Origin of the sequence: Pontibacter russatus (assembly GCF_009931655.1) — a bacterium.
GTDB lineage: Bacteria > Bacteroidota > Bacteroidia > Cytophagales > Hymenobacteraceae > Pontibacter > Pontibacter russatus.
The window spans coordinates 761288-781817 of the sequence record NZ_CP047984.1; the positions used below are offsets into that span (position 1 = coordinate 761288).

General features: G+C 56.9%; 18 protein-coding genes. 6 read left to right on the plus strand and 12 right to left on the minus strand.

Features of this window, described 5'->3' with window-relative positions; translation table 11 throughout:
- Positions 1–116 precede the first annotated feature (116 nt).
- From GSQ62_RS03140 to GSQ62_RS03170, 7 genes are all read right to left on the minus strand, one after another.
- Positions 117–1298 (minus strand): Gfo/Idh/MocA family protein, encoded by a 1182-nt coding sequence (locus tag GSQ62_RS03140; RefSeq protein WP_161888159.1) that lies wholly within the window; start codon positions 1296–1298, stop codon positions 117–119.
- A gap of 97 nt (positions 1299–1395) precedes the next feature.
- The gene (gene uxaC / locus GSQ62_RS03145) at positions 1396–2856 is read right to left on the minus strand and encodes a glucuronate isomerase (protein ID WP_161888160.1); all 1461 of its coding nucleotides are present in this window, start codon (positions 2854–2856) and stop codon (positions 1396–1398) included.
- 7 nt (positions 2857–2863) lie between these two features.
- Positions 2864–4036, minus strand: a complete 1173-nt coding sequence (uxuA, locus tag GSQ62_RS03150; protein WP_161888161.1) for a mannonate dehydratase — start codon at positions 4034–4036, stop codon at positions 2864–2866.
- A gap of 28 nt (positions 4037–4064) precedes the next feature.
- On the minus strand, positions 4065–4886 hold the full coding sequence (locus GSQ62_RS03155) for an SDR family oxidoreductase (protein WP_161888162.1): 822 nt from the start codon (positions 4884–4886) through the stop codon (positions 4065–4067).
- A gap of 294 nt (positions 4887–5180) precedes the next feature.
- The gene (locus GSQ62_RS03160) at positions 5181–6236 is read right to left on the minus strand and encodes a LacI family DNA-binding transcriptional regulator (protein ID WP_161888163.1); all 1056 of its coding nucleotides are present in this window, start codon (positions 6234–6236) and stop codon (positions 5181–5183) included.
- A gap of 232 nt (positions 6237–6468) precedes the next feature.
- A complete protein-coding gene (locus GSQ62_RS03165; protein ID WP_161888164.1) occupies positions 6469–7812 on the minus strand; it encodes a Gfo/Idh/MocA family protein in 1344 nt (447 codons plus the stop codon).
- A 93-nt stretch (positions 7813–7905) separates the two neighbouring features.
- Positions 7906–9327: a 3-keto-disaccharide hydrolase gene (locus GSQ62_RS03170; RefSeq protein WP_237586941.1), complete on the minus strand. Its 1422-nt coding sequence runs from the start codon at positions 9325–9327 to the stop codon at positions 7906–7908.
- 350 nt (positions 9328–9677) lie between these two features.
- On the opposite strand from GSQ62_RS03170, the gene GSQ62_RS03175 reads away from it, so the two are divergent.
- Positions 9678–9995, plus strand: coding sequence for a peptide-methionine (R)-S-oxide reductase (locus GSQ62_RS03175; protein WP_161888165.1), 318 nt, complete (start codon positions 9678–9680; stop codon positions 9993–9995).
- A gap of 42 nt (positions 9996–10037) precedes the next feature.
- Here the strand turns inward: GSQ62_RS03175 and GSQ62_RS03180 are convergent, their stop codons facing one another.
- On the minus strand, positions 10038–10499 hold the full coding sequence (locus GSQ62_RS03180; protein ID WP_161891296.1) for a DUF4268 domain-containing protein: 462 nt from the start codon (positions 10497–10499) through the stop codon (positions 10038–10040).
- A 161-nt stretch (positions 10500–10660) separates the two neighbouring features.
- Positions 10661–11035, minus strand: coding sequence for a DUF7009 family protein (locus tag GSQ62_RS03185; RefSeq protein WP_161888166.1), 375 nt, complete (start codon positions 11033–11035; stop codon positions 10661–10663).
- Between the two features lie 339 nt (positions 11036–11374).
- On the opposite strand from GSQ62_RS03185, the gene GSQ62_RS03190 reads away from it, so the two are divergent.
- Both GSQ62_RS03190 and GSQ62_RS03195 read left to right on the plus strand, forming a co-directional pair.
- On the plus strand, positions 11375–12838 hold the full coding sequence (locus tag GSQ62_RS03190; protein WP_161888167.1) for a M48 family metalloprotease: 1464 nt from the start codon (positions 11375–11377) through the stop codon (positions 12836–12838).
- A gap of 120 nt (positions 12839–12958) precedes the next feature.
- Positions 12959–14032, plus strand: coding sequence for an NADH:flavin oxidoreductase/NADH oxidase (locus GSQ62_RS03195; RefSeq protein WP_161888168.1), 1074 nt, complete (start codon positions 12959–12961; stop codon positions 14030–14032).
- A gap of 441 nt (positions 14033–14473) precedes the next feature.
- Here GSQ62_RS03195 and GSQ62_RS03200 read toward each other — a convergent pair whose 3' ends face one another.
- A complete protein-coding gene (locus tag GSQ62_RS03200) occupies positions 14474–14758 on the minus strand; it encodes a hypothetical protein (protein ID WP_161888169.1) in 285 nt (94 codons plus the stop codon).
- Between the two features lie 204 nt (positions 14759–14962).
- Here GSQ62_RS03200 and GSQ62_RS03205 point away from each other — a divergent pair, with 204 nt between their 5' ends.
- The 3 genes from GSQ62_RS03205 (at position 14963) to GSQ62_RS03215 (ending at position 17016) form a co-directional block, all read left to right on the plus strand.
- Positions 14963–15295, plus strand: a complete 333-nt coding sequence (locus tag GSQ62_RS03205) for an ArsR/SmtB family transcription factor (RefSeq protein ID WP_161888170.1) — start codon at positions 14963–14965, stop codon at positions 15293–15295.
- A gap of 183 nt (positions 15296–15478) precedes the next feature.
- The gene (locus GSQ62_RS03210; RefSeq protein ID WP_161888171.1) at positions 15479–16324 is read left to right on the plus strand and encodes an arsenite methyltransferase; all 846 of its coding nucleotides are present in this window, start codon (positions 15479–15481) and stop codon (positions 16322–16324) included.
- Between the two features lie 65 nt (positions 16325–16389).
- Positions 16390–17016 (plus strand): low molecular weight phosphatase family protein, encoded by a 627-nt coding sequence (locus tag GSQ62_RS03215; protein WP_161888172.1) that lies wholly within the window; start codon positions 16390–16392, stop codon positions 17014–17016.
- A gap of 131 nt (positions 17017–17147) precedes the next feature.
- Here GSQ62_RS03215 and GSQ62_RS03220 read toward each other — a convergent pair whose 3' ends face one another.
- On the minus strand, positions 17148–18608 hold the full coding sequence (locus tag GSQ62_RS03220) for an alpha-L-fucosidase (protein WP_317164389.1): 1461 nt from the start codon (positions 18606–18608) through the stop codon (positions 17148–17150).
- 223 nt (positions 18609–18831) lie between these two features.
- Positions 18832–20523 (minus strand): SusD/RagB family nutrient-binding outer membrane lipoprotein, encoded by a 1692-nt coding sequence (locus GSQ62_RS03225; protein ID WP_161888173.1) that lies wholly within the window; start codon positions 20521–20523, stop codon positions 18832–18834.
- Positions 20524–20530 lie beyond the last annotated feature (7 nt).

Genomic DNA, 20530 nt, shown 5'->3' on the forward strand with positions numbered 1-20530 from the left:
CCAAAGCTTTGTAAGAAATAATCTCGGTTTTTAACCGGTTAAGTATAAAGGCTGTGCCCTCCGGTTTCTCTTCCGGCTTTGCCCCTTTCTTTTGGGGCAAAGCCAGGCGGCGCGCCTTACAAAATGGTGATGGGCACCTCCGCCCCTTTCCGCTCGGAGGAGACGTAGCCGGCATAGATGGTGGCGATGACGTCTGCGGCCAGGCTGCTGTTACTCTCCACCGGTTCCCCGAAGGCCGCAGACCTGTAGAAGGCGTCCATCTCGTGCTGGTAGCCGGCAAACCAGGCCTCGTCCGGCGACATGGACGACCAGCCCTGCTTTGTCTCGGTTTTCTCCACCACATACACATCCTTGAAATAATGCTCTGACGGGGTGTACGCCTGCATGGCATTGTTGGGGTGGATGTTGCAGATGGTGCGGTGGTTGCTGGTGTTCACCTCTATCCAGTTGTGTACGCCGCCCAGCACCAGCTCGCTGGCAAACACATCGGCGATGGTGCCGTCCTCAAACACCACGTGCAGCATGGCAAAGTCTTCGATGTCTTTGTAGGTGGTCCTGAGGTTGCCTTCGTCCTGGTAGCCCGGCATGCGGGTGATGGCGTGCGTACGGGCGGTGATGGTCTTCGGGCGGATGGCTTTCCCGTTACGTACCCGTCCTTCCACGTGCTTCAGGTATATGGCGGCCGACAGTGGGTGGCAGCCTTTCCCAATCATGGAGCCGCCGCCGGAGAACTTCCACTGTCCGTAGGCCAGCGAGTGCGAACCGGAGTGAGACTCCTCGCCGTGCATCCAGATGATCTGGGCGCCTGTCTTCTCCAGCACCTCACGCTCTTTCTGGATGGCGGGGGCATATACCCAGTTCTCGGCATACATAATCACGCCTTCACTTTCCTTTTCGACCTCCAACATCCGGCTGAGGCTTTGCAGTGTTTCCTCCAGGCCTTTCTCCCGCGAAAAAGTGTCTCCGCTGAACCCCTCGCTGCCGTCGCCGAAGTACCCGGTGAAGGGCTTTTCCACGATCACGTGCCTGTTCTGCTTCAAGGCTTGTATCACAATCGGCTCGTGCGTAACGGGCGGGGTGCAGACGTGCAGTATGTCGCTTTGGCTGATTAAATCCTCCAGGCTGTGAAACGCCTTCAGGCCTCTGGTGTCGGTATACTCCCGCAACTCATCCGCAGAAACGGAGTACACGCCCACTATTTCCACCTTGGCGCTAAAAACACGCTGCAGCGCCTCGTAATGAAACCTGGCGGCGAAGCCGGAGCCAATGATCCCGGCCCGAATAACTTTTTTATCCATTGTGTAAGCTGGTTTGTATATGCTTCAATGCTTTATATATGGTGCAATATTTGGCGCAAGCGCCTATGCTCGTGCCTGACTTTCCTGAGCTTCTCCCTTAATAGGTAAAGTAATCCCGGGCGTTGTTGTAGCAGATGTCCTGTATCATTTTGCCTATCCAGGGGATGTCGGCGGGAAGCAGGCCCTGCTCGATGTCATCGCCAAACATGTTGCACAGCAGCCTGCGGAAGTACTCGTGCCGTGAATAGGACAGGAAGGAGCGCGAGTCGGTGAGCATGCCCACAAAGCAGCTGATGAGGCCTATGTTGGAGAGGGCGTTCATCTGGTCCTTCATGCCGTCCAGCTGGTCCATAAACCACCACGCGGAGCCGAACTGTATTTTGCCTTTGATGCCCGCACTCTGGAAGTTGCCCGTCATGGCGGCGAAAGCGGCATTGTCGGCCGGATTCAGGTTGTAGAGGATGGTTTTGGCGAGATGGCTCTCCTCTTCCAGGCCGTTGAAGAAGGCGGCCATGTTGGCGGCCTGGGGAAAATCGCCGATGGAGTCGTAGCCGGTGTCGGGGCCGTTGGCCTGCAGCATGCGGGTGTTGTTGTTGCGCAGCGCGCCTAGGTGGAACTGTTGCACCCAGCCCTTCTGGTAATACATTTTGCAGAGCGCGTGCAGCACCATCGCGGCAAACTCCTGCTCATATATGGCCGCCTCTGTGTCATCACCTTCCACGACGTCAGCAAAAACTTCCACGAGCTTCCCGATCTGCGTTTTGGAGAAAGGTATATAGGCCAGGCCGTGGTCGGAGACGCGGCAGCCGTTGGCATGGAAAAAATTAACGCGCTGCTGCAGCGCCTCCAGCAGCGTGCCGATGCTGTTGATCTTCACCCCGCTGGCCTCTGAGAGCCTTCGGAGGTAGGTTCTGAAGGCCTCCCCTCCCGCCAGGTTCAGCGCCTTGTCGGGCCGGAAGGAAGGCAGCACTTTTACCTTGAAGCCGGAGGCGGCTATCTGCTGGTGGTACTGCAGGTTATCCACCGGATCATCCGTCGTGCCGACCATCTCGACCTTAAAGTGCTCCAGCAAACCCCGCGGTGTGAAGGCAGGCTGCTGCAGCAGCTCGTTGCAGCGGTCATATATGGCTTTGCCGTTTTCCCCGTTCAGGAGTTCTGTCACGCCAAAAGGATTCTTCAGCTCCATGTGCGCCCAGTGGTACAGCGGGTTGCGCATGGTATGGGGCAGGGCCGCCGCCCAGGTCATGAACTTCTCCTCGTCGGTGGCCTCGCCGGTGATGTACTTTTCCTCGATGCCCAGCGTGCGAAGCGCCCGCCACTTGTAGTGGTCTCCGGTCAGCCATATATCCGTCATGTTGGCAAAGGGCTTGTTCTCGGCGATGGCCTGCGGCGACAGGTGGCAGTGGTAGTCGATGATGGGCATGTCTTTAGCGTAGGCATGGTACAGCTCTTTCGCGGTCTCCGTCTGCAGCAGAAAATCCTCGCCCATAAAACTGTTCCCGGTCCTTCTGTATGTTTGTTTTGCCGCTGTGGGCGCTTCTGTGGCTTCTTCTTTCATAGAGCTTTTATTTAACATTCATTGATCGTGCGATTCCCATCTCCAGCCCGCGCAGCTCGGCCAGCCCGCGCAGCCTGCCGATGGCAGAGTAGCCGGGGTTGGTGACTTTGTGCAGGTCGTCGAGCATCTGGTGGCCGTGGTCGGGGCGGAACGGAATGGGCTGTTCCCGCCTGCTGTTGAGGAGAATGAGCTCTTTCATCACCGCATACATGTCCACGTCGCCCTCCAGGTGGTTGGCCTCGTAAAAGTTGCCGTCCGCATCCCGCTGCGTGCTGCGCAGGTGTACGAAGTTGATGCGCTCCCCGAACTGCCTCACAATTCCCGGCAGGTCGTTGTCGGGCCGCACGCCAAACGAGCCTGTGCAGAAGCACAAGCCGTTGCTCAGCGACGGCACCGCCTCCACCAGGGCCGCTACATCGGCGGCCGTGCTCACCACCCGCGGCAGCCCCAGGATGCTGTAAGGTGGGTCGTCCGGGTGGATGACCATTTTCACGCCTGCTTCCTCCGCCACCGGAACTACCTCCTGCAGGAAATAGATGAGGTGCTGCCGCAGTCTGTCGGCATCAATGCCCGCGTAGGCGTCCAGCGCCTGCTGAAACTGGCCCAGCGTAAAGCTCTCTTCGCTGCCGGGCAGCCCGGCGATGATGTTGCGTTGCAGGAGTTGCTTCTCCTCCGCGCTCATGGCTTCAAAGCGCTGCTTGGCCTTTTCCAGTTCCTGCGCGGTATAGTCCTTCGCAGCGTCCTTTCGCTGCAGCATATGGACATCAAAGGCGATAAAGGCGGCCTTCTCAAAACGCAGGGCTTTCGAGCCATCCTCCACCGTATAGCTCAGGTCGGTGCGGGTCCAGTCCAGCACCGGCATGAAGTTGTAGGTGACGATGCGGATGCCGCAGGAGGCCAGGTTCCTCACCGACTGCCTGTAGTTTTCTATATAGGTTTTGAAATTCCCGGCCTGGGTTTTGATGGCCTCGTGCACCGGCACGCTTTCCACCACGCTCCACACCAGCCCGGCGCGTTCCACCTCCGCCTGGCGCTTCCTGATTTCCTCCACGGGCCACACCTCCCCATTGGGTATATGGTGCAGCGCCGTCACGATGTCGGTGGCACCGGCCTGCCTGATGTCCTGTAAGGATACCGGGTCTTTCGGCCCGTACCATCTCCAGCTCTGTAACAAGGGCATATATAAATACGATTAAATTTTTCCTAACCTAAACTCCGCTGAAGGCGTTGAAGCCTCCGTCCACCAGCAGCGTCTCGCCGTTCACAAATTTAGAGGCGTCGCTTAAAAGGTAGATGAGCGTGCCCGTCAGTTCCTCCGGGTTGCCCAGCCTGCGGAAAGGCGTGTGGTTGATGAATTTCTGTGCCCGATCCGTATAGCTTCCGTCCGGGGCCAGCAACAGGGTGCGGTTCTGCTCCGTCAGGAACACGCCGGGCGCGATGGCGTTCACCCGCACGCCGTCGCCATACCGCAGCGCCAGTTCCACCGCCATCCACTGCGTGTAGGCCTCCACCGCTTTTTTGGCCATGGTATAGCCCAGCACCCGCGTCAGGGGCCGTTGCGCCGTCAGTGATGAGATGTTGACGATGGCCCCCTTCCCCTTCTCCGCGATCACGCGCCCAAAGATGTGTGTCGGGATGATGGTGCCGAACAGGTTCAGGTCCACCGCTTTCCGGGTGTCTTCAATTTTAGCGTCGAACAGGTTCTGGTCGGGCATGATGGTGGCGCCCGGTATGTTACCGCCCGCAGCATTCACCAGCCCGTCAATCGTTCCCCAGGTTTTCAGCACTTCCTCTTTTGCGGTGTTCATCTGCCCCTCGTTCAGCACATCGCCCAGAATGGCGATGGCTTCGCCGCCAGCGGCCTTGATGGCGGCCACCCGCTCGTCGGCCCGCTCCCGGTTGCGCCCCAGAATGGCCACTTTGGCCCCAGCCTCGCCCAAGGCCAGCGACATGGCCTCGCCCAGGATGCCGGTGGCCCCCGTCATCACGATTACTTTGCCTGCTAATGAAAACTGTTCAATTCCACTCATGTGTTTGTGTCAGGTTTATAGGGTAAACTCTGGTAAATGCCTGGCTATATATGCTATATATAAAGCGTCCGGCTAGGCAGGGAAAAACAGACAAAGCTCTGCGCCAACTGCGTCGGCTCGACTGTATCACCCAGGTTCTATATGTCAGTAGCCCTGCAAGTGCTGTAGCCTATTTCAGTCGGCTTGCACACAATCGATTGCATATATGGCCCGAAAAAGACGTTCCTGCTATTATGTCTATCCAGTCCCCGGTTTCATTCATTTAAGTTAGGATAAATTATCAAGAGCGCAAACTTATCCGCCGCTTGAAGCGCGTTTGATCACTTCCACAGGGGTCGTGAGCGAGATGAGGCTTCGGCCGGGCTTTACCTTCTGCCGCACCAAATCCATGATGAGCCGCGCGGCCAGTTCGCCCATCTCATGCGGAAACTGCTCCACTGACGTGATGGACGGCTGGATGATCTGTGCGCGGGGGTCGTTGGAGTAGCCAGCCAGCTTCAGGTCATCCGGGATTCTCAGGTTGATTTTCCTGGCGTACTCCAGCACCGCAATGGCCGTGGAGTCGTTGCAGGTGAACACGGCATCCGGATATGGCTTGTCCTTAAAAAGCGTCTCGCAGGTCTTCAGGGCTTTCTCTTTGGTCAGCTCGTGGAAAAAAACGATGCTTTCGTCCAGCGGTATCCTGTGTTTTTTCAGCGCTTCTTTGTAGCCCGCGTACCGGTCGCGGTACAGGCTGCAGCTAAGTGGGCCGCTGATGTGCGCGATGCGGCGGCAGCCCTGCTCCAGCAGGTGCAGCGTCGACTGGTAGCCGCCCTGGAAGTCGTCGCCCTGTATCTTGTGGGCGGGATAGCCGTTCGGCACCCGGTCGTAAAACACGAGGGGCACGTTTGCCTTCGAGAACACATCGAATGCGGAGAAGTCCTCGGTGTACAGCGTGGCCGAAACTATCAGGCCTTCCACGCGCAGGGCATGCAGCACGTTCACGAGCTGCTTCTCCAGCGCCGGCGACTCGTTCGACTGGAAGATCATCAGGTTGTAGTCGCATTTGTGCAGCTCGTTCTGGATGGCCGTGATAACCGCCGACTGGAAGTACATGGATATGCGGGGCACAATCAGGCCGATGATGTTGGACTTGCTTTTGCGGAGGCTGGAGGCCATTGCGTTGAGCTGGTAGCCCGCCTTGTCCACCGCCTGCCGCACGCGCTGCTTCGTGTCCTGGCTTACGTGCGGGTGGTTGCTCAAAGCCCTTGAAACGGTGGACGTGGAAAGGCCAAGCTCAAGGGCAATATCCTTCAGCCTGTGCTGAGGCTGTTTACTGCTGTCTGAACTGCCACTGTCCTCCTGTTTCATATGTGTCTTCAACTATAAAGAATTCTAACTCCTCCCGGCTACGCCATTCTGTATGGCTGGCATAATATATATAATCCATCCAGGAGTAAAACTATGGCAGCCTGACCTTTATGGAGAAAACTCGCAACCCCGGAAAAGAAGGCTATAGAGGTTTTCCCTTGCAGCCCAGCCATATAGCGCGGCAGCCCCTGGCTATATGGCTGCTGGCCTATATATAGCCGCTGCCGCAAGCTTAGCTCGCGACCACTTCCTGCTTCGCCTCGTCGAAGGTGACGCGCTTGCCCGTTTGCATGGCCACCCGCGTCATGATGTTGGCGACGGAGTGGTTGTAGCCGGCCTTCACCGACGCGTGCGGGGTTTCGCGGCTGCGCACGCACTCCATCCAGTTGCGCATGTGCAGCGACGTCATCGGGTCGCCGCCCGTGTTGGCAGCCGTGGAAACCTTTGCCTGCGAGGGCAGGGTATATTCCGCCAGCAGGTTCGCCTGCATACCCATGTCGTCGGCCATATCGGCTGTCAAGCCGCCTTCGGAGGTTATTTTGTTCGTGTCCAGGTTCAGCATGCCGCCGTTGGAGTAATAGAGCTCCTTCACGCCCCCCGCCGAGTTGCTGAAGCGGGAAGAGTACACCACCTGGAAGCCCTTGCCCGGATCATCGCCCGGACCGTAATCGAACACAGCTGTCAGGGTGTCCGGGTTTTCGCGGCCGTCCGCCCACATATAGATGCCGCCGTTGGCCGCCACGCTGCGGGGGTGCTCCAGGTCCGTGAACCAGTGTACGGTGTCTATCTGGTGCGACATCCACTGCCCCGGGATGCCGGAGGAGTAAGGCCAGAACAGACGGTACTCCAGATACTTGCGCGGGTCCCATTCAACTTTAGGGCGGTTCATCAGGAAGCGGTCCCAGTCGGTGTCCTCCTTGCGGATCTGGCTCACCAGTTCGGGCCTTCGCCAGCGGCCGGGCTGGTTCACGTTCCAGGTCATCTCCACCATCTTGATGTCGCCGAACTTGCCGGACTTGATGTACTCGTTGGCGGCTATATAGTTCGGGGCGCTGCGGCGCTGCGAGCCGATCTGCACGATCTTGCCGGTGTCTTCTACCGCTTTGAGGATGGCGCGGGCGTCTTCCATGGTTTCGGCCATCGGCTTCTCCAGGTACACGTCCTTGCCGTTGCGCACGGCCTCCACGCCCATCAGCGCATGCTGGAAATCCGCGGTGCTGATGATGACGGCGTCGATGTCCTTCTTGGAGTGCAGCTCGTCGTTGTTGCGGTACTTCTTCAGTTTAAGCCCGTGCTTCTCCTTCGCATAGGCCTCGGCCTCGTCGCGGCGGCGGTTCCATATATCCGACACGCCCACAAACTCGAAGTTCATGTCTTTAGCGTGCTCCATAAAAGCCGGGTACAACGAGTGCCTGAACCGGTCGGAAAAACCGATGATGCCCACCCTCACCCTGTCGTTCGCCCCCAGGATGTTCCCGTAACTTTTGGCGCTAAAGCCCATCACAGACAAACCAACTGTTCCCATAACAGCTTTTTTGAGAAAATCTCGGCGGGCATTGTTCTCCTTGTGCTCCATGTTTTTGTTCGTTTTGGAATACGCTTGAAATTTATCTGATCCGGGTTTGCGGCAAGCTGCGCGCGGGCAGCGGCGCTGCGTTATCCGGCTTTGCTACAACTCCTTTATTTTGATGCTCCGGAAAGAGACGTTGTTGCCGTGGTCCTGAAGCAGGATGTGTCCTTTCTCCGCCTCCCCGAAATTCGGCCAGATTTTATACTTGCTCTTCGCCACCAGGTCGCGGAACTCCTCAGAGCCTCTTTCATACTCCAGCACTTTTATGCCGTTCAGCCAGTGCTCTACCGTGTTGTCGGGTTTCACGATGATGCGCGCCCGGTTCCACTCACCAATAGGCTTCAGGAAGCGGGGGTTTTTCTCTGAAGTCTTCAGGTCGTAGAGCGAGGCGATGGTGCGGTTGCCGTCGCGGCCCATTTTGGCGTCCGGGTGCCGCTCGTCGTCCAGCAACTGGTACTCCAGGCCAATGGCCGAGGCGTTCTCCACGTCCTCCTGCTCCGTCACAAAATACTTGATGCCGCTGTTGGCTCCCTCCGTCAGCTTAAACTGCAGTTGCAGGTCAAAGGCGTCGTATTCTTTCTCCGTCACAATGTCGCCGCCGTTCACCGACTCACCGCCGCCCGACTCCAGCACCTGCAGTTCGCCGTCCTGTATGCGCCAGCCGCCCTCCGGGAACTTGTCTTTGTAGGCGCCCCGCCAGCCCTCCGTGGTTTTGCCGTCCCACAGCAGCGTCCAGCCCTGCGCCTTCTCCTGCTCGGAAAGGGTGTTGGGCACCAGGTTCACCACAAAGGCATCGTGCCCCTCGCGGTGGGTCAGGTTATCCGTCTTGATGCGGATGTTGCGCCACCGGATTTCTTTCCCCGCATCTTCCGCGTCGCCAATGGAGTGTACCTGCAGCGCGATGAGTCCTTTCGGCGTCATGTCATCCACCACCGCGGCCACGGGCACGTCGTTTATCCAGGTCTTGATGTTGTTGCCGATGGCTTCGATCCGGGCCTTGTTCCACTCCCCTTTTTTGAAGGCCGACTGGGCCTCCGGATTCAGCGAGAGCGGGTACAGCCAGCCGCGCCGTGCCTCGTCATATATGCCGCCGGTCCATTTTCGGTCGGAGGGGTCCAGTTCGAACTGGTAGCCATGCACGCGGCCGTCCATCACGGCGGGGTCGGAGATGCTGCGGAACTGAACGCCGCTGTTGATGTCGTTGTCCAGCATTACCTCGAACTCCAGGATATAATCCCCATATTCCTTGTCGGCGGCCAGGAAGCTGTTGGGCGAGTCCATCACGGTGGTGCCCACGATGGTGCCGTCCTCCACCCTGTAGTCGGCCTTGCCGTTCACCTGCTCCCAGCCCGTCAGATCCTTCCCGTTGAACAGATCCGTCCAGCCGCTCTCGGCCGCAGCGTCGGCACTTTCAACCGTCTCGGTGCTCTGCACCGTGTCGGAGCTGTTCGGGGTGCATCCGTACTGGACGCCGGAGATAAGAAACGGCATAAGCAAGAGAGAGAGGCGACTTCTTTTCATTTTACGGTGGGTTAGTTTATGGTGAATTATGTGCTGTGTGCCGTGCATCACGATTACAGGAACTACTCCAGACAAGAGCAGAACAGCCTGTGCCAAGGCAAGCTATATCCTCCTATCATTGCAACAGGAGCCGTCGTCCGCTGGGTATTTTCAGCAGGAGTCACGCCCACCCTGTGCTGGAATCGATTGCATATATAATTAAAAAATATTTAATATCATACAAGGCCCGCAGTTATTATTGCAGAAAAACAGTGATTGGTCAATTACACGAACGGATATAGGACTGCCCCATCCTCCCGCCTCGCCCCCGGATGGAATGATGCGCCGGCTTTCGGTGTTCTCAGACAGAGATGGGCATCGGGCACAAATTTGCGGCGAAACAATTGAGTGACGGGACACAGTTTATATATAGCTGCGCTGTCTGCAGCAGCCCCCTTTTCCCGGCAGCGGAGGAGTTTGACGCGGGCTGCGGCTTTCCGAGTTTCTGGAACCATGTAGCGGACCACGTGCGGCAGCAAACCCTGCGCACCTACGGCCGGACGCGCGAACAACTGGTCTGCAGCCGCTGCGGCGCACACCTGGGCCACCTCTTTGCCCACCCCAACACCCCAACCAAGGTCAGGTACTGCATCAGCAAGAAAGCCATCGTAAAAGCAGGAGGCGCATAGGCCGCCTATGTAGCCGGAAATGGAATGGCGCTTGTATATAGCTTACCACAGGCTGTCGAAGCTGTACCTGGCGTTGCTCCAGAACTCGTCTAACGCGATGATGCGTGGCTTGAAAAAGGATATAAGCCGGGGCCATTCGTCCTGGTTGAATACGTTGGCCGGTGCGATCTCCTTGTATATCCTGCTGATGGTTTTCCCGTTCTCGTCGGCGGTGTGCAGTTGCCACTCCCACTCCTCTCCCAGGTAATCGTGCAGCACGCCCTTTAATTCCCGGAACTGGTCGTAATAAAGCTCCTGCAACTCCGGGTCCGGATGCGCCAGTTCGATGCCGACGCAAGCTTTCCGGTTGTCCGCCTGCATCCTGAAATAGACGTGCTTCTGGCCTGTCCTGTAATTCAGCCAGTTCACTTTTACGCCGTCGGCGCCGGGGTGTGGGGCGATATACTGCCCCAATGTCGTCCAGAAAGCCTGCCGCAGCTGCGACGCTTGCTCTTTCTTGTACATCAAGCCACAATTAATTATATACCCCTTTCAGCATGGCGTTGCACATCGGGGCGGTTCTACATAAACTGCTCCATCGGAGGCATACTCTGCCGGAGGCGCTACTTTAAAAAGGAGATGTCGCCGCCATGCCGTCCCATCACCCATATAAGCCCTTTTTCCTTTCAGCAGGCAGCGTTCGGGTTTGGGTAGGTTCCAACGTTGTCCTCTTCCGGCGCATCGAGGCAGGCAAAGTCTTTCTCCACCAGCACCTCGACCTGGCTGCCCTTCCCGGTGTCCGCCTTCCCAGTCAAGCCCACCAGTTCCGTTTCCGTCCACTGCAGCGCCAGCTCCCGCGGCACCCGGACGGTGGTGGTACACGCTTCGAAGTGAACGGTTAGCTCCGGGACAGATGACGCTTCCAGTACAAAGCGGAGCTGGTCGGCGGGCTCCGGGCCGAAGGCCGTCACTTCTGTCAGCTTGCCCTGCTGTCGGAAAGCGGCTACTTCCGGCTGCTTCAGCCTGAAGCGGATGCTGTTCCCTGCGATTCTGACTTTCATAGCTTTTTATATGTTTTTAACCTGTACGTGAAAGGCCCCTGCGGTGTCATTATTCACTCCTCCAAAGAAAACCACTTCTTCAGGAGGAAGCAAATGAAAGTGCTGTGCGGCAGGTATTGGCACAACCACCTGAGGCCGCCCATTGTTTTGCACTTACCGATGAAGGGTGCGTGGCACCAAAAAATCCACTGCTATATGCAGTACAGGCGCCTGTGCGGGACCTGCTGCCCATCAGCCTGCAACTAAACAGGTACATTACCGTTGCTAAGAAAGAAAATCCTAACACTTGAATATAAACTTAGCTGGAACTGCCGGTTTCAGCTATTTACAGACGACACTATGAGAAAAATCACCATCACAGGTTTTATAACCACCATCCTGCTTCTGTTCAACTCCTGCGTCACCAACCCGGTGACCGGCGAGCGCGACCTGATCCTGATGTCGGAGGAGCAGGAGAAAGCGCTGGGCGCGCAGTCAGACCCGGCAGTGGTCGCTCAGTTCGGGCTGTACCCGGACGAGAAGCTGCAACAGTTTATCAAGGAGAAAGGGCAGGCCATGGCGGCCATATCGCACCGCCCCGAGCTGAACTACACCTTCCGGATATTAGACTCTCCCGTGATTAACGCCTTTGCGGTGCCGGGGGGCTATGTGTACTTCACGCGCGGCATCATGGCGCACTTCAACAACGAGGCGCAGTTTGCGGGGGTGCTGGGGCACGAGATCGGGCATATAGCGGCGCGGCACTCGGCACAGCAGCAAAGCAAGGCCACCCTGGCGCAGGTGGGCCTGATTGCGGGTATGATTATATCCCCGGAGTTTGCGCAGATGGGCGATGCCGCCGCACAGGGGCTGGGCCTGCTCTTCCTTAAATTTGGCCGAGATGACGAGCGGGAATCGGACAGGCTTGGCGTGGAATACTCTTCCAAAATAGGATATGACGCCACGGAAATGGCTGACTTTTTTCTGACCCTGCAAAGAACCCAGGAGCAAAGCGGCGCGGCGATCCCCTCCTTCCTCTCCACGCACCCCAACCCGGCAGACCGCTATGAGACAGTGAACAAACTTGCCACCGAATGGAAACAGAAACTGAGCCTGACCAACGCGCAGGTAGACCGCAACAGTTACCTGCGGCTGATTGACGGGATAGTTTACGGTGAGGACCCGAGGCAGGGCTTTGTTGAGAACAGCACTTTCTACCATCCGGAGCTGAAGTTCAAATTCCCGGTACCACAGGGGTGGAAGCACATGAACTCCCCGCAGCAGTTCCAGATGGTGGCGCCTGACGGAAAAGCGATGATAGCGCTGACGCTGGCCCCGGGCGAGACGCTGGAGGCCGCCGCGCAGCAGTTGCTGCAGAATTACCAGTTACAGCCGGTGGAGTCCAGAAGCGTGACCGTGAACGGGCTGCCCGCCCTGGCCATCGTGGCCGACCAGCAGGTACAGCAGCAGGCACAACAACAGGCGCAGCAACCGCAGCTTCGCACCCTTATATACCTGATCCAGTATGGCGGCAACATCTACAGCATGATCGGCGTGTCCGGCATCAACGATTTCAACAATCATGCCCCGGTGTTCACCTCCACCATGCAGAACTTCAGCGTGCTGAACGAGCCTGACAAGCTGAACAGGAAGCCGGCGCGCATCAAGATCGAAACAGTGAGCAACTCCACTTCACTCCTGCAGATTTTCCAGCGGAACAATGTGCCCGAGGCGCGCGTGGAGGAACTGGCGATACTGAACGGCATGCAGCTGAAAGACCGCATCGAGAAGGGCACCATGATAAAACTGCTGACACAGTATTAGCCCATAAATCCATACGTGCTACGCAGCGGGCATATATGACGCTGTTTTTTGCCGGGCTTCAGAAAATCAGAACAATTTGGCCCCTGCGGTGTAACAGTATAAGTCACCAACAAAGAATGTATGTCCAGCTTATTCAGTCCACTCCAGATCAAAGACATCACCTTCCGGAACAGAATCGCCGTTTCCCCGATGTGCCAGTACTCCAGCGAAGACGGCTTCACGAACGACTGGCACCTGGTACACCTGGGCAGCAGGGCCGTGGGCGGCGCGGGCCTCGTGCTGGTGGAGGCGACGGCGGTGTCGCCGGAGGGCAGGATTACGGCCGATGATGTCGGCATCTGGAAAGAGGAGCACGTGGCGGGGCTCCGGCGCATCGCTTCCTTTTTGGAGGCAGAGGGCGCTGTGCCGGGCGTGCAACTGGCCCATGCAGGTAGAAAGGCAAGCCACACAAGCCCCTGGAAAGGCGGACATGCCATTTCTCCAGACGAAGAAAACGGCTGGCAGACGGTGGCGCCCAGCGCCCTGCCCTTTACCCCGGATGAGCCCGCTCCCACCGCACTGGATGAAGCAGGCGTTCGGAAAGTGGTTGCGGATTTCAGGATGGCGGCACAGCGGGCTTTGGTGGCCGGTTTCAAAGTGATAGAAATACACGCGGCCCACGGCTACCTGCTCCATGAGTTTTACTCGCCACTCAGCAACCACCGCGCCGACGCGTACGGCGGCTCCTTCGAAAACCGCATCCGCCTGCTGCTGGAGGTGACGGCGGCCGTGCAGGAGGTATGGCCCGAGAATTACCCGCTCTTTGTGCGCATCTCGGCCACCGACTGGACCGAAGGCGGCTGGACCGCAGATGACTCGGTGGCATTGGGAAAAATACTGAAAGCGAATGGCGTAGATTTGATAGACTGCTCGACAGGCGGCAACGTACCGAACGCAAAAATTCCGGTTGGCCCGCTCTACCAGACGCCTTTCGCCGAAAAAGTAAAGAAAGAGGCTGGCATCAGGACGGGGGCAGTCGGGATGATCACCACCGCTGCCGAGGCAGAAGCCATCATCGCAGAAGGCAAAGCCGACCTCGTGCTGCTGGCCCGCGAGATGCTCCGCGACCCTTACTTCCCGCTGCACGCCGCCCAGGAGCTTGGCGCGGATGTGCCGTGGCCCGTGCAGTACCAGCGCGCAAAGCCGAGAAGGTAAATCATATCACGATTTTCGGAGCACGTACTTCGCATCACGTAGCACGAAGAAGGACTTTGGATGATAAATTTGTGGCAGGCATCATGCCGGTACTGTGGATTTATATATAGCACGGGGCTGGAGCTTTCTCCGTAGCCCCGTGCTATATATGGCGGCAGTTTTACGAGGTCCTGACTTTGGCGATGCGCCAGGCCATAAGCGATGTGCCGTTCACATTCCCCGCCGCCGCAGAACTTGTGGCAGGGTCTGATATCAGCTTATACTACAAGAATGAATAACCGTATATGAGACACAGCCAAACCTGACATTCGCTATCCACTCCCTATATAAAATCACTCCCTATATAAAAAGGAGAGCCGATGGGCTCTCCTTTTTATATATACTTCGTGCCAGCTTTCCTGACAGATGCGTTCGCTCCGGGGTTAATATATGCCCGAGCTGTCAGTAGCCCCGGCGCTTTGCCTGCTCTTTCAGCGCATTCAGTTCATGCTCAGCTGCCTTTAGCCTGCTTTTGGCGGCTTTTTCCCGCTGCTCCGCTTCTTCTGAGTAGCGCTCTGCCTCTTCCACGTCCCTTTCCAGTGATTCGATTTCCATCTCCTGCGCCCTTACTGCCGGGTCGTCTGAATAGCCGCCGCCCCCTAATACTGAGCAGCCCATCATAAACGGGAACAGCACGATGGCGGCACCGCCCACAGCCTTTGTATATATATAAGTCGATGTTTTCATATGTTCATTTAGATTGGTTCACTCCTACTTACGACGCAGCCTCCCGCACGGTTTTGGCGCCACTGACAGGCTTCCCTACCATACAGTATAAATAGCAGGCACTCCCAAGCAGCTGCCCTCTTTTAATTTTTCCTGAGAAAAAACTCAGAACATATTTTTGTCTTTTCAGTTTTAATCGTAATTTTACGATGATAAAAGACTCCAATGGGAACAAGTAAAACTGAGGCATTCACTCAGACAGAGGTAACGCTGGCAAAATACGCCAAGGCGCTGGCGCATCCGGCGCGCGTGGCGATACTGCGGATACTGCTGGAGCGCCGGGCCTGCATCTGCGGCGACATAGTGGAGGAACTGCCGCTCTCGCAGTCTACGGTGTCGCAGCACCTGAAAGAGCTGAAAGAGGCCGGGCTGATACAGGGCGACATTGACGGCAAGAAAGTTTGTTACTGCATTGATGCGCAAGCCTGGAAGCAGGCCCAGCAGGTGCTGCACGGGCTCTTCTCCGGCTACCGCCCCTGCGACACCAGCTGCTGTTAAAAAATTTGCCCAGTATCATCGCAATAATACGATGACATTAGATACAAGATGTTAGATGCAAGACACAGGATTTTTCCGATTTAGATATACCGGCCATGAACTCATATATCCTAACCGCCACATCAGCGCATCTTCAAAGATTTGAATCAACATTTATATATAGTAACACTAAAAAATAAGACCATGAATAACGCAGAAGAACTGAAGAAGCTTGTAAAGGAAAAGTACGGCGAGATTGCCCTGCAAAGCAAGGAGCAAAACGAAACCTCCTGCTGCGGCGCCACCGGCTGCTGCACCGTGGATTATGCCATTTTCGCGGATAATTACACGCAGCTCGAAGGCTATAACCCCGATGCCGACCTGGGCCTGGGCTGTGGCGTGCCGACAGAGTTCGCGCAGATAAAGCCCGGCGATGTGGTGCTGGACCTTGGCTCCGGGGCCGGCAACGACTGCTTCGTGGCACGCGCCATTGTAGGCGACACCGGCAAAGTGCTGGGCGTGGACATGACGGAGGCCATGGTTGCCAAAGCCCGCGACAACGCCGAGAAACTGGGCTTTCACAACGTGGAGTTCCGCCAGGGCGAAATCGAGGACCTGCCTTTGGCCGCCAACCGCGCCGATGTGGTGATCAGCAACTGCGTGCTGAACCTGGTGCCGGACAAGCGCAAGGCTTTCTCAGAAACCTACCGCGTACTGAAGCCGGGCGGCCACTTCAGCATCTCGGATGTGGTGCTGGTGGGCGAGCTGCCGGAGGGACTGGTGCAGGCGAGTGAACTATATGCCGGCTGTGTGTCGGGGGCTATTCAGAAGGAAGATTACCTGCAGATCATCCGCGAGGCAGGCTTTGAGAACGTGACGGTGCAGAAAGAAAAAGTCATCCAGGTGCCGGACGAGATTTTGAAAGACTACCTCAGCGAGGACGAAATCCGCGCCTTCCGTGCCAGCAACACGGGCATCTTCAGCATCACAGTATATGGCGACAAACCCGCCGCCGCTGCCTGCTGCGCCCCCGGCTCCAACTGCTGCTAACTGGTTGCTCCCACCGTGTCCTATATAGGTGCGGTGGGGCTTTATATATGAATTGCCTATCCTATATGGAATTATATCCCCCACTAAACGCAACCGTGCAGGAACTGGAGCAGGAGTTCCACCTGATTCAGACAGAGAGGAAGCAGCGCCTGCAACAGCTGACGGCCTATATACAACAGAAGCAGGCGCAGGACCTGCCGGTGCAACTGAATTTTATCTGCACCCACAACTCCCGGAGAAGCCATATGGCCCAACTGTGGGGATTGGCCGCCGCCACGCATTATGCTATTCCATATATAGCGTGCTTCTCGGGTGGCACGGAGGCAACGGCCTTTAACCAAAATGCCGTGAAAGCGATGCAGCGGCTGGGCTTTCGCATCGATAAGGGCAGTGATGCAGCGAACCCTGTTTACCAGGCCTGTTACGCCCCGAATGTACCGCCAGCGCAGGTTTGGTCTAAAGTAGTGACGGACGCCGCGAACCCCGCTACCGCCTTCGCCGCCATCATGACCTGCACCGACGCCGACCAGAACTGCCCCTTTGTCCCCGGCACCGAGCTCCGCCTCGCCCTTCCTTTCGAAGACCCGAAAGCATTCGACGGTACCCCAGAGGAAGAAGAAAAGTATCTGGAGCGGGCACGGCAGATAGGACGTGAGTTGCTGTATGCATTTCACCAGTTAAAGAAGAAGTAGTTTTTTTAACAAAACAGAAGCGGCTGTTCTTCCTGGCCACAGGTGAACAGCCGCTTCTGTTAGATGCTGGCAGGTGATTAACAACTTAAGAATCTCGGCGACCGCCCTAAATTGAACGATCCCTTTTACCCCTACTCAGCCGTGAAGGCGAAAGCCAAAGCAGGATAGGCTCCTTTTTCCTTCGCCAGAGAGGCAGGCAAGTGTACTTTCACTTTGTCTCCATCCTTTGTCCACTTCACGGCCTTCCCGTTCTGCAGAAGCTTTATTTTACTCCCCTTCCTTGGGGAATTCCCTGTCCACTCAATTGTTCTCGGTACGGCTCCGCCTTCTGGCAGGCAGGCAATGGCATAGCGCTGGCCCTTCTTCCCTTCGGTGAAGTAGGTGCTGCCATCCTGGTAATGTGCTGTGGCCCGCGTGTTATAGATGGCCTCGCCATTCGCATCAAGCCATTTCCCGACAGCCGCCAGCCGCTTTACCGCATCTTCCGGCAGCGTTCCGTCCGGCTTCGGGCCCACGCCCAGCAAGAGGCTTCCCCCTTTGGCTACTACTTCCACCAGGGTGTGTATGACTTTGGTGGGAGACTTGAAATCGTCTCCCGGCACATAGCCCCAGTTGTTTCCGAGGGTCATGCAGCTTTCCCAGGGGTTGTTGATCTGATGCTCCGGCACCCGCTGCTCTGGCGTCTGGTAGTTCTCGTAAGGGCCGTGCACGGTGCGGTCCACGATCAGCAGCCCCGGCTGCGCCTCCCGCGCCATGGTGGCAATGGCGGGCATGTCTACCTCCTGGCTGAACTCGGGTATGGGAGCGCCCCAGGAACGCACCTCGTCGTTTACCGTGTGCAGCGGCCTTACCCAGCCGCCGTCCAGCCACAGGATGTCCATCGAGCCATAGTCGTGCATCAGTTCACTGATCTGGTTGTAGGTAAATTGCTGGTACTGCTTCCAGCGCCAGGGGTGCTTGCGGATGTCGTAGTTCACGTTGCGGTTCGGGGTGGCGTACTTTGGCCACCAGAAATACTCCGAGTGCCAGTCCGGCTTCGAGAAATAGGCCCCTATCATGAAACCCTCTTTCCGGAATGCGTCAAACACATGCTTTGCCACATTGGCGCGTGGGTTGCTGCCGAAAGGCCCGTTCGTGATTTTGAAGTCCGTCTGCTTCGTGTCGAACATGTTGAACCCGTCATGGTGCTTGGTGGTGAACACCAGGTAACGCATGCCTCCCGCTTTGGCGGCGCTTGCCCACTGCTCCGGGCTAAAGTTGACCGGGTTAAACTCTTTGTTCAGCCCCCAGTACCATTCCTTGAAATCGGGGTAGGCGATGGTGCTGTCGCGCTCAATCCAGTCTTCGGAGCACAGGGCCCACGACTCGATGATGCCCGGCACCGCATATAGGCCCCAGTGGATGATCATCCCGAACTTCTGATCCTGCCACTTGTCCAGTTTTTTCAGCACCAGCGGGTCGGTGGGCGCCTCGTAGCTGGCAGACTGGCGGTGCAGGTTGTCCGTCTGGGCCTGTAAAGGGGTAGCGGCACCCATGGTTAAAAGCAGCAAAGCAACCGCCTTCGCCGAAGCTGCTTTTTTGTATGTACTCAAAATCATAAAATTCTATAATTCACACCTGCCCCGGTAAGCTGGCCATATATACTTTCGCTGAAATGCAACACCTGCCGCCGAAAGTTACGTGCAGTTTGATGTCTTAGCATATTGTCTGCTGTAAAACGCGGCAGCGTCCAATCTTAATAAAACATATATGGATAAGCAACCTGCGATTCGCTTTAGCTACTTATCCATATATAGGTTCTGGGGAATATATTTTTTACTGCCCCCCCTCGCCAAAGTCCGGCGCGGGCTTGTCGTACCACACCCGCTCCTGGCTCAGCACATTCAAATCTCTGCTGCCGAGGGTAAAGCCTTGCTCCGTTAAGGCGTCAGACCAGTTTTCGCGGTTCAGCTCGCCCGGGTCGATCAGCCAGAAACGACGCGGAATCGGCTCGTTGAACGGCTCCCGGCTGTAGTAATCAGAGCCGTAGGCAGGGTACCCTGTTCTGCGCACAAACACAAAAGCCTCGTTTGCCAGGCGGTAGAAGTTGATGTACTGCTGTATGTAAATGCGCTCCAGATCGTTCTCCCCGTTCAGTTTCACCTCCGGGCCTTCTATATAGGCCTGAATGGCGGCCTCTGCGTTATCTTCCGAAAAGGCGGTGGCAGAGCCTGCCTCCCGCGCAATCTCGTTCATGGTCCGGATGGAGGAGGCGATGCCCTGCTCGTACCACTCTGCCGCCGTTCCTTTCGTGTCAATGCCGCCGCCATAGCCTTTCTGGATAAACTCGGCTATATAGAAGCAGGTCTCCGCGTGCGTTACCAACACATGCACGAAGTTGCCGCTGGCGTTGTCGAGGCGCGGCGAAAAGAAGCGCCGGTTGATGGTCGATATCAGGTTGTACCGGAGCGGACCCACCTCCAGCGGTGCGCTCATATAGGCGGCTATCTCCGGCCTCGTGGTCCAGTCGGCAGGGCCGCCCTGGTACATGATCAGCGGATCGCTGGGGTCAATGAAGGCTGGGAGTTGCACGTTGTATTTGTCGAGCGAATCGCGGAAGCTTCCTGTCAGGTCGTTCGCATCGAAGTACACGGGCAACCGGGGGTCTTCTGCCTCCTTCATGAAACCGACCAGCGAGAGGCTGCCAAACCTGCGGCTGCGGTAGTCTATGTCGCTGGGGTTGAAGGGCGAGAAGTTTGTGTTCCGGTACGACAGTTGCTCCTCGTCTGCCACAATCGGCCCGGTTTCGTCCTGCATGACCTCCTGGAAAATTGCCTGGGCTTTCGCTGCATCCTGGTTCTGGTAGCGCACGGCAATCCGCAGTTTCAGCGTGTTGGCCAGCTTCGCCCACTTGGTGTAGTCGCCCTGGTAATAGATGTCGGAGGTGCCATAGGATTCCTGATCAGTCAGCGAATTGTTGCCAAGCGCGCCGATGGCCCTGTCCAGCTCGACCAGCCAGGTGTCGAGCAATTCCTTCTGCGCGTCATATTTCGGGCTGTACATGGCATCGTAGCGCCCCTGCACCGCTTCGGTGTAAGGAATGGAGCCGTTCATGTCCGTCACCTTCAGGCCATGCAGCACCTGCAGCACATAGGTGACGGCGGCCGCCTTCTGATACCTGTCCTTGTCCGGCTTTGCCTCTATCTGCCGCCGAATCTCAAAAAGGTTTGGCAGGATTTCGTTGTAGTAAGCGCTGTAGCGGGTGTTTACGTTATCTGAAAGCTCAAAGGGGCTGGCGCTCATATGCTGGGTGTACCGGAAAAGCTGCTCCAGGCTCTCCCATATCCACTCGGTGCCCTGGTAAGACGCAACCCGGTCCTCGGCGTAGGCCAGCAGGAATTTTATATCCGGATCATCGACTACGGTCTGGCTGGTGTTTATCTCATCGAAGTCTTTCTCGCAGGAGTAAGAGATGCCCCCCAAAGCGGCAATGAGCGCGAGCGCCGCATATTTCTTTATCTTTATCATGTTCTTT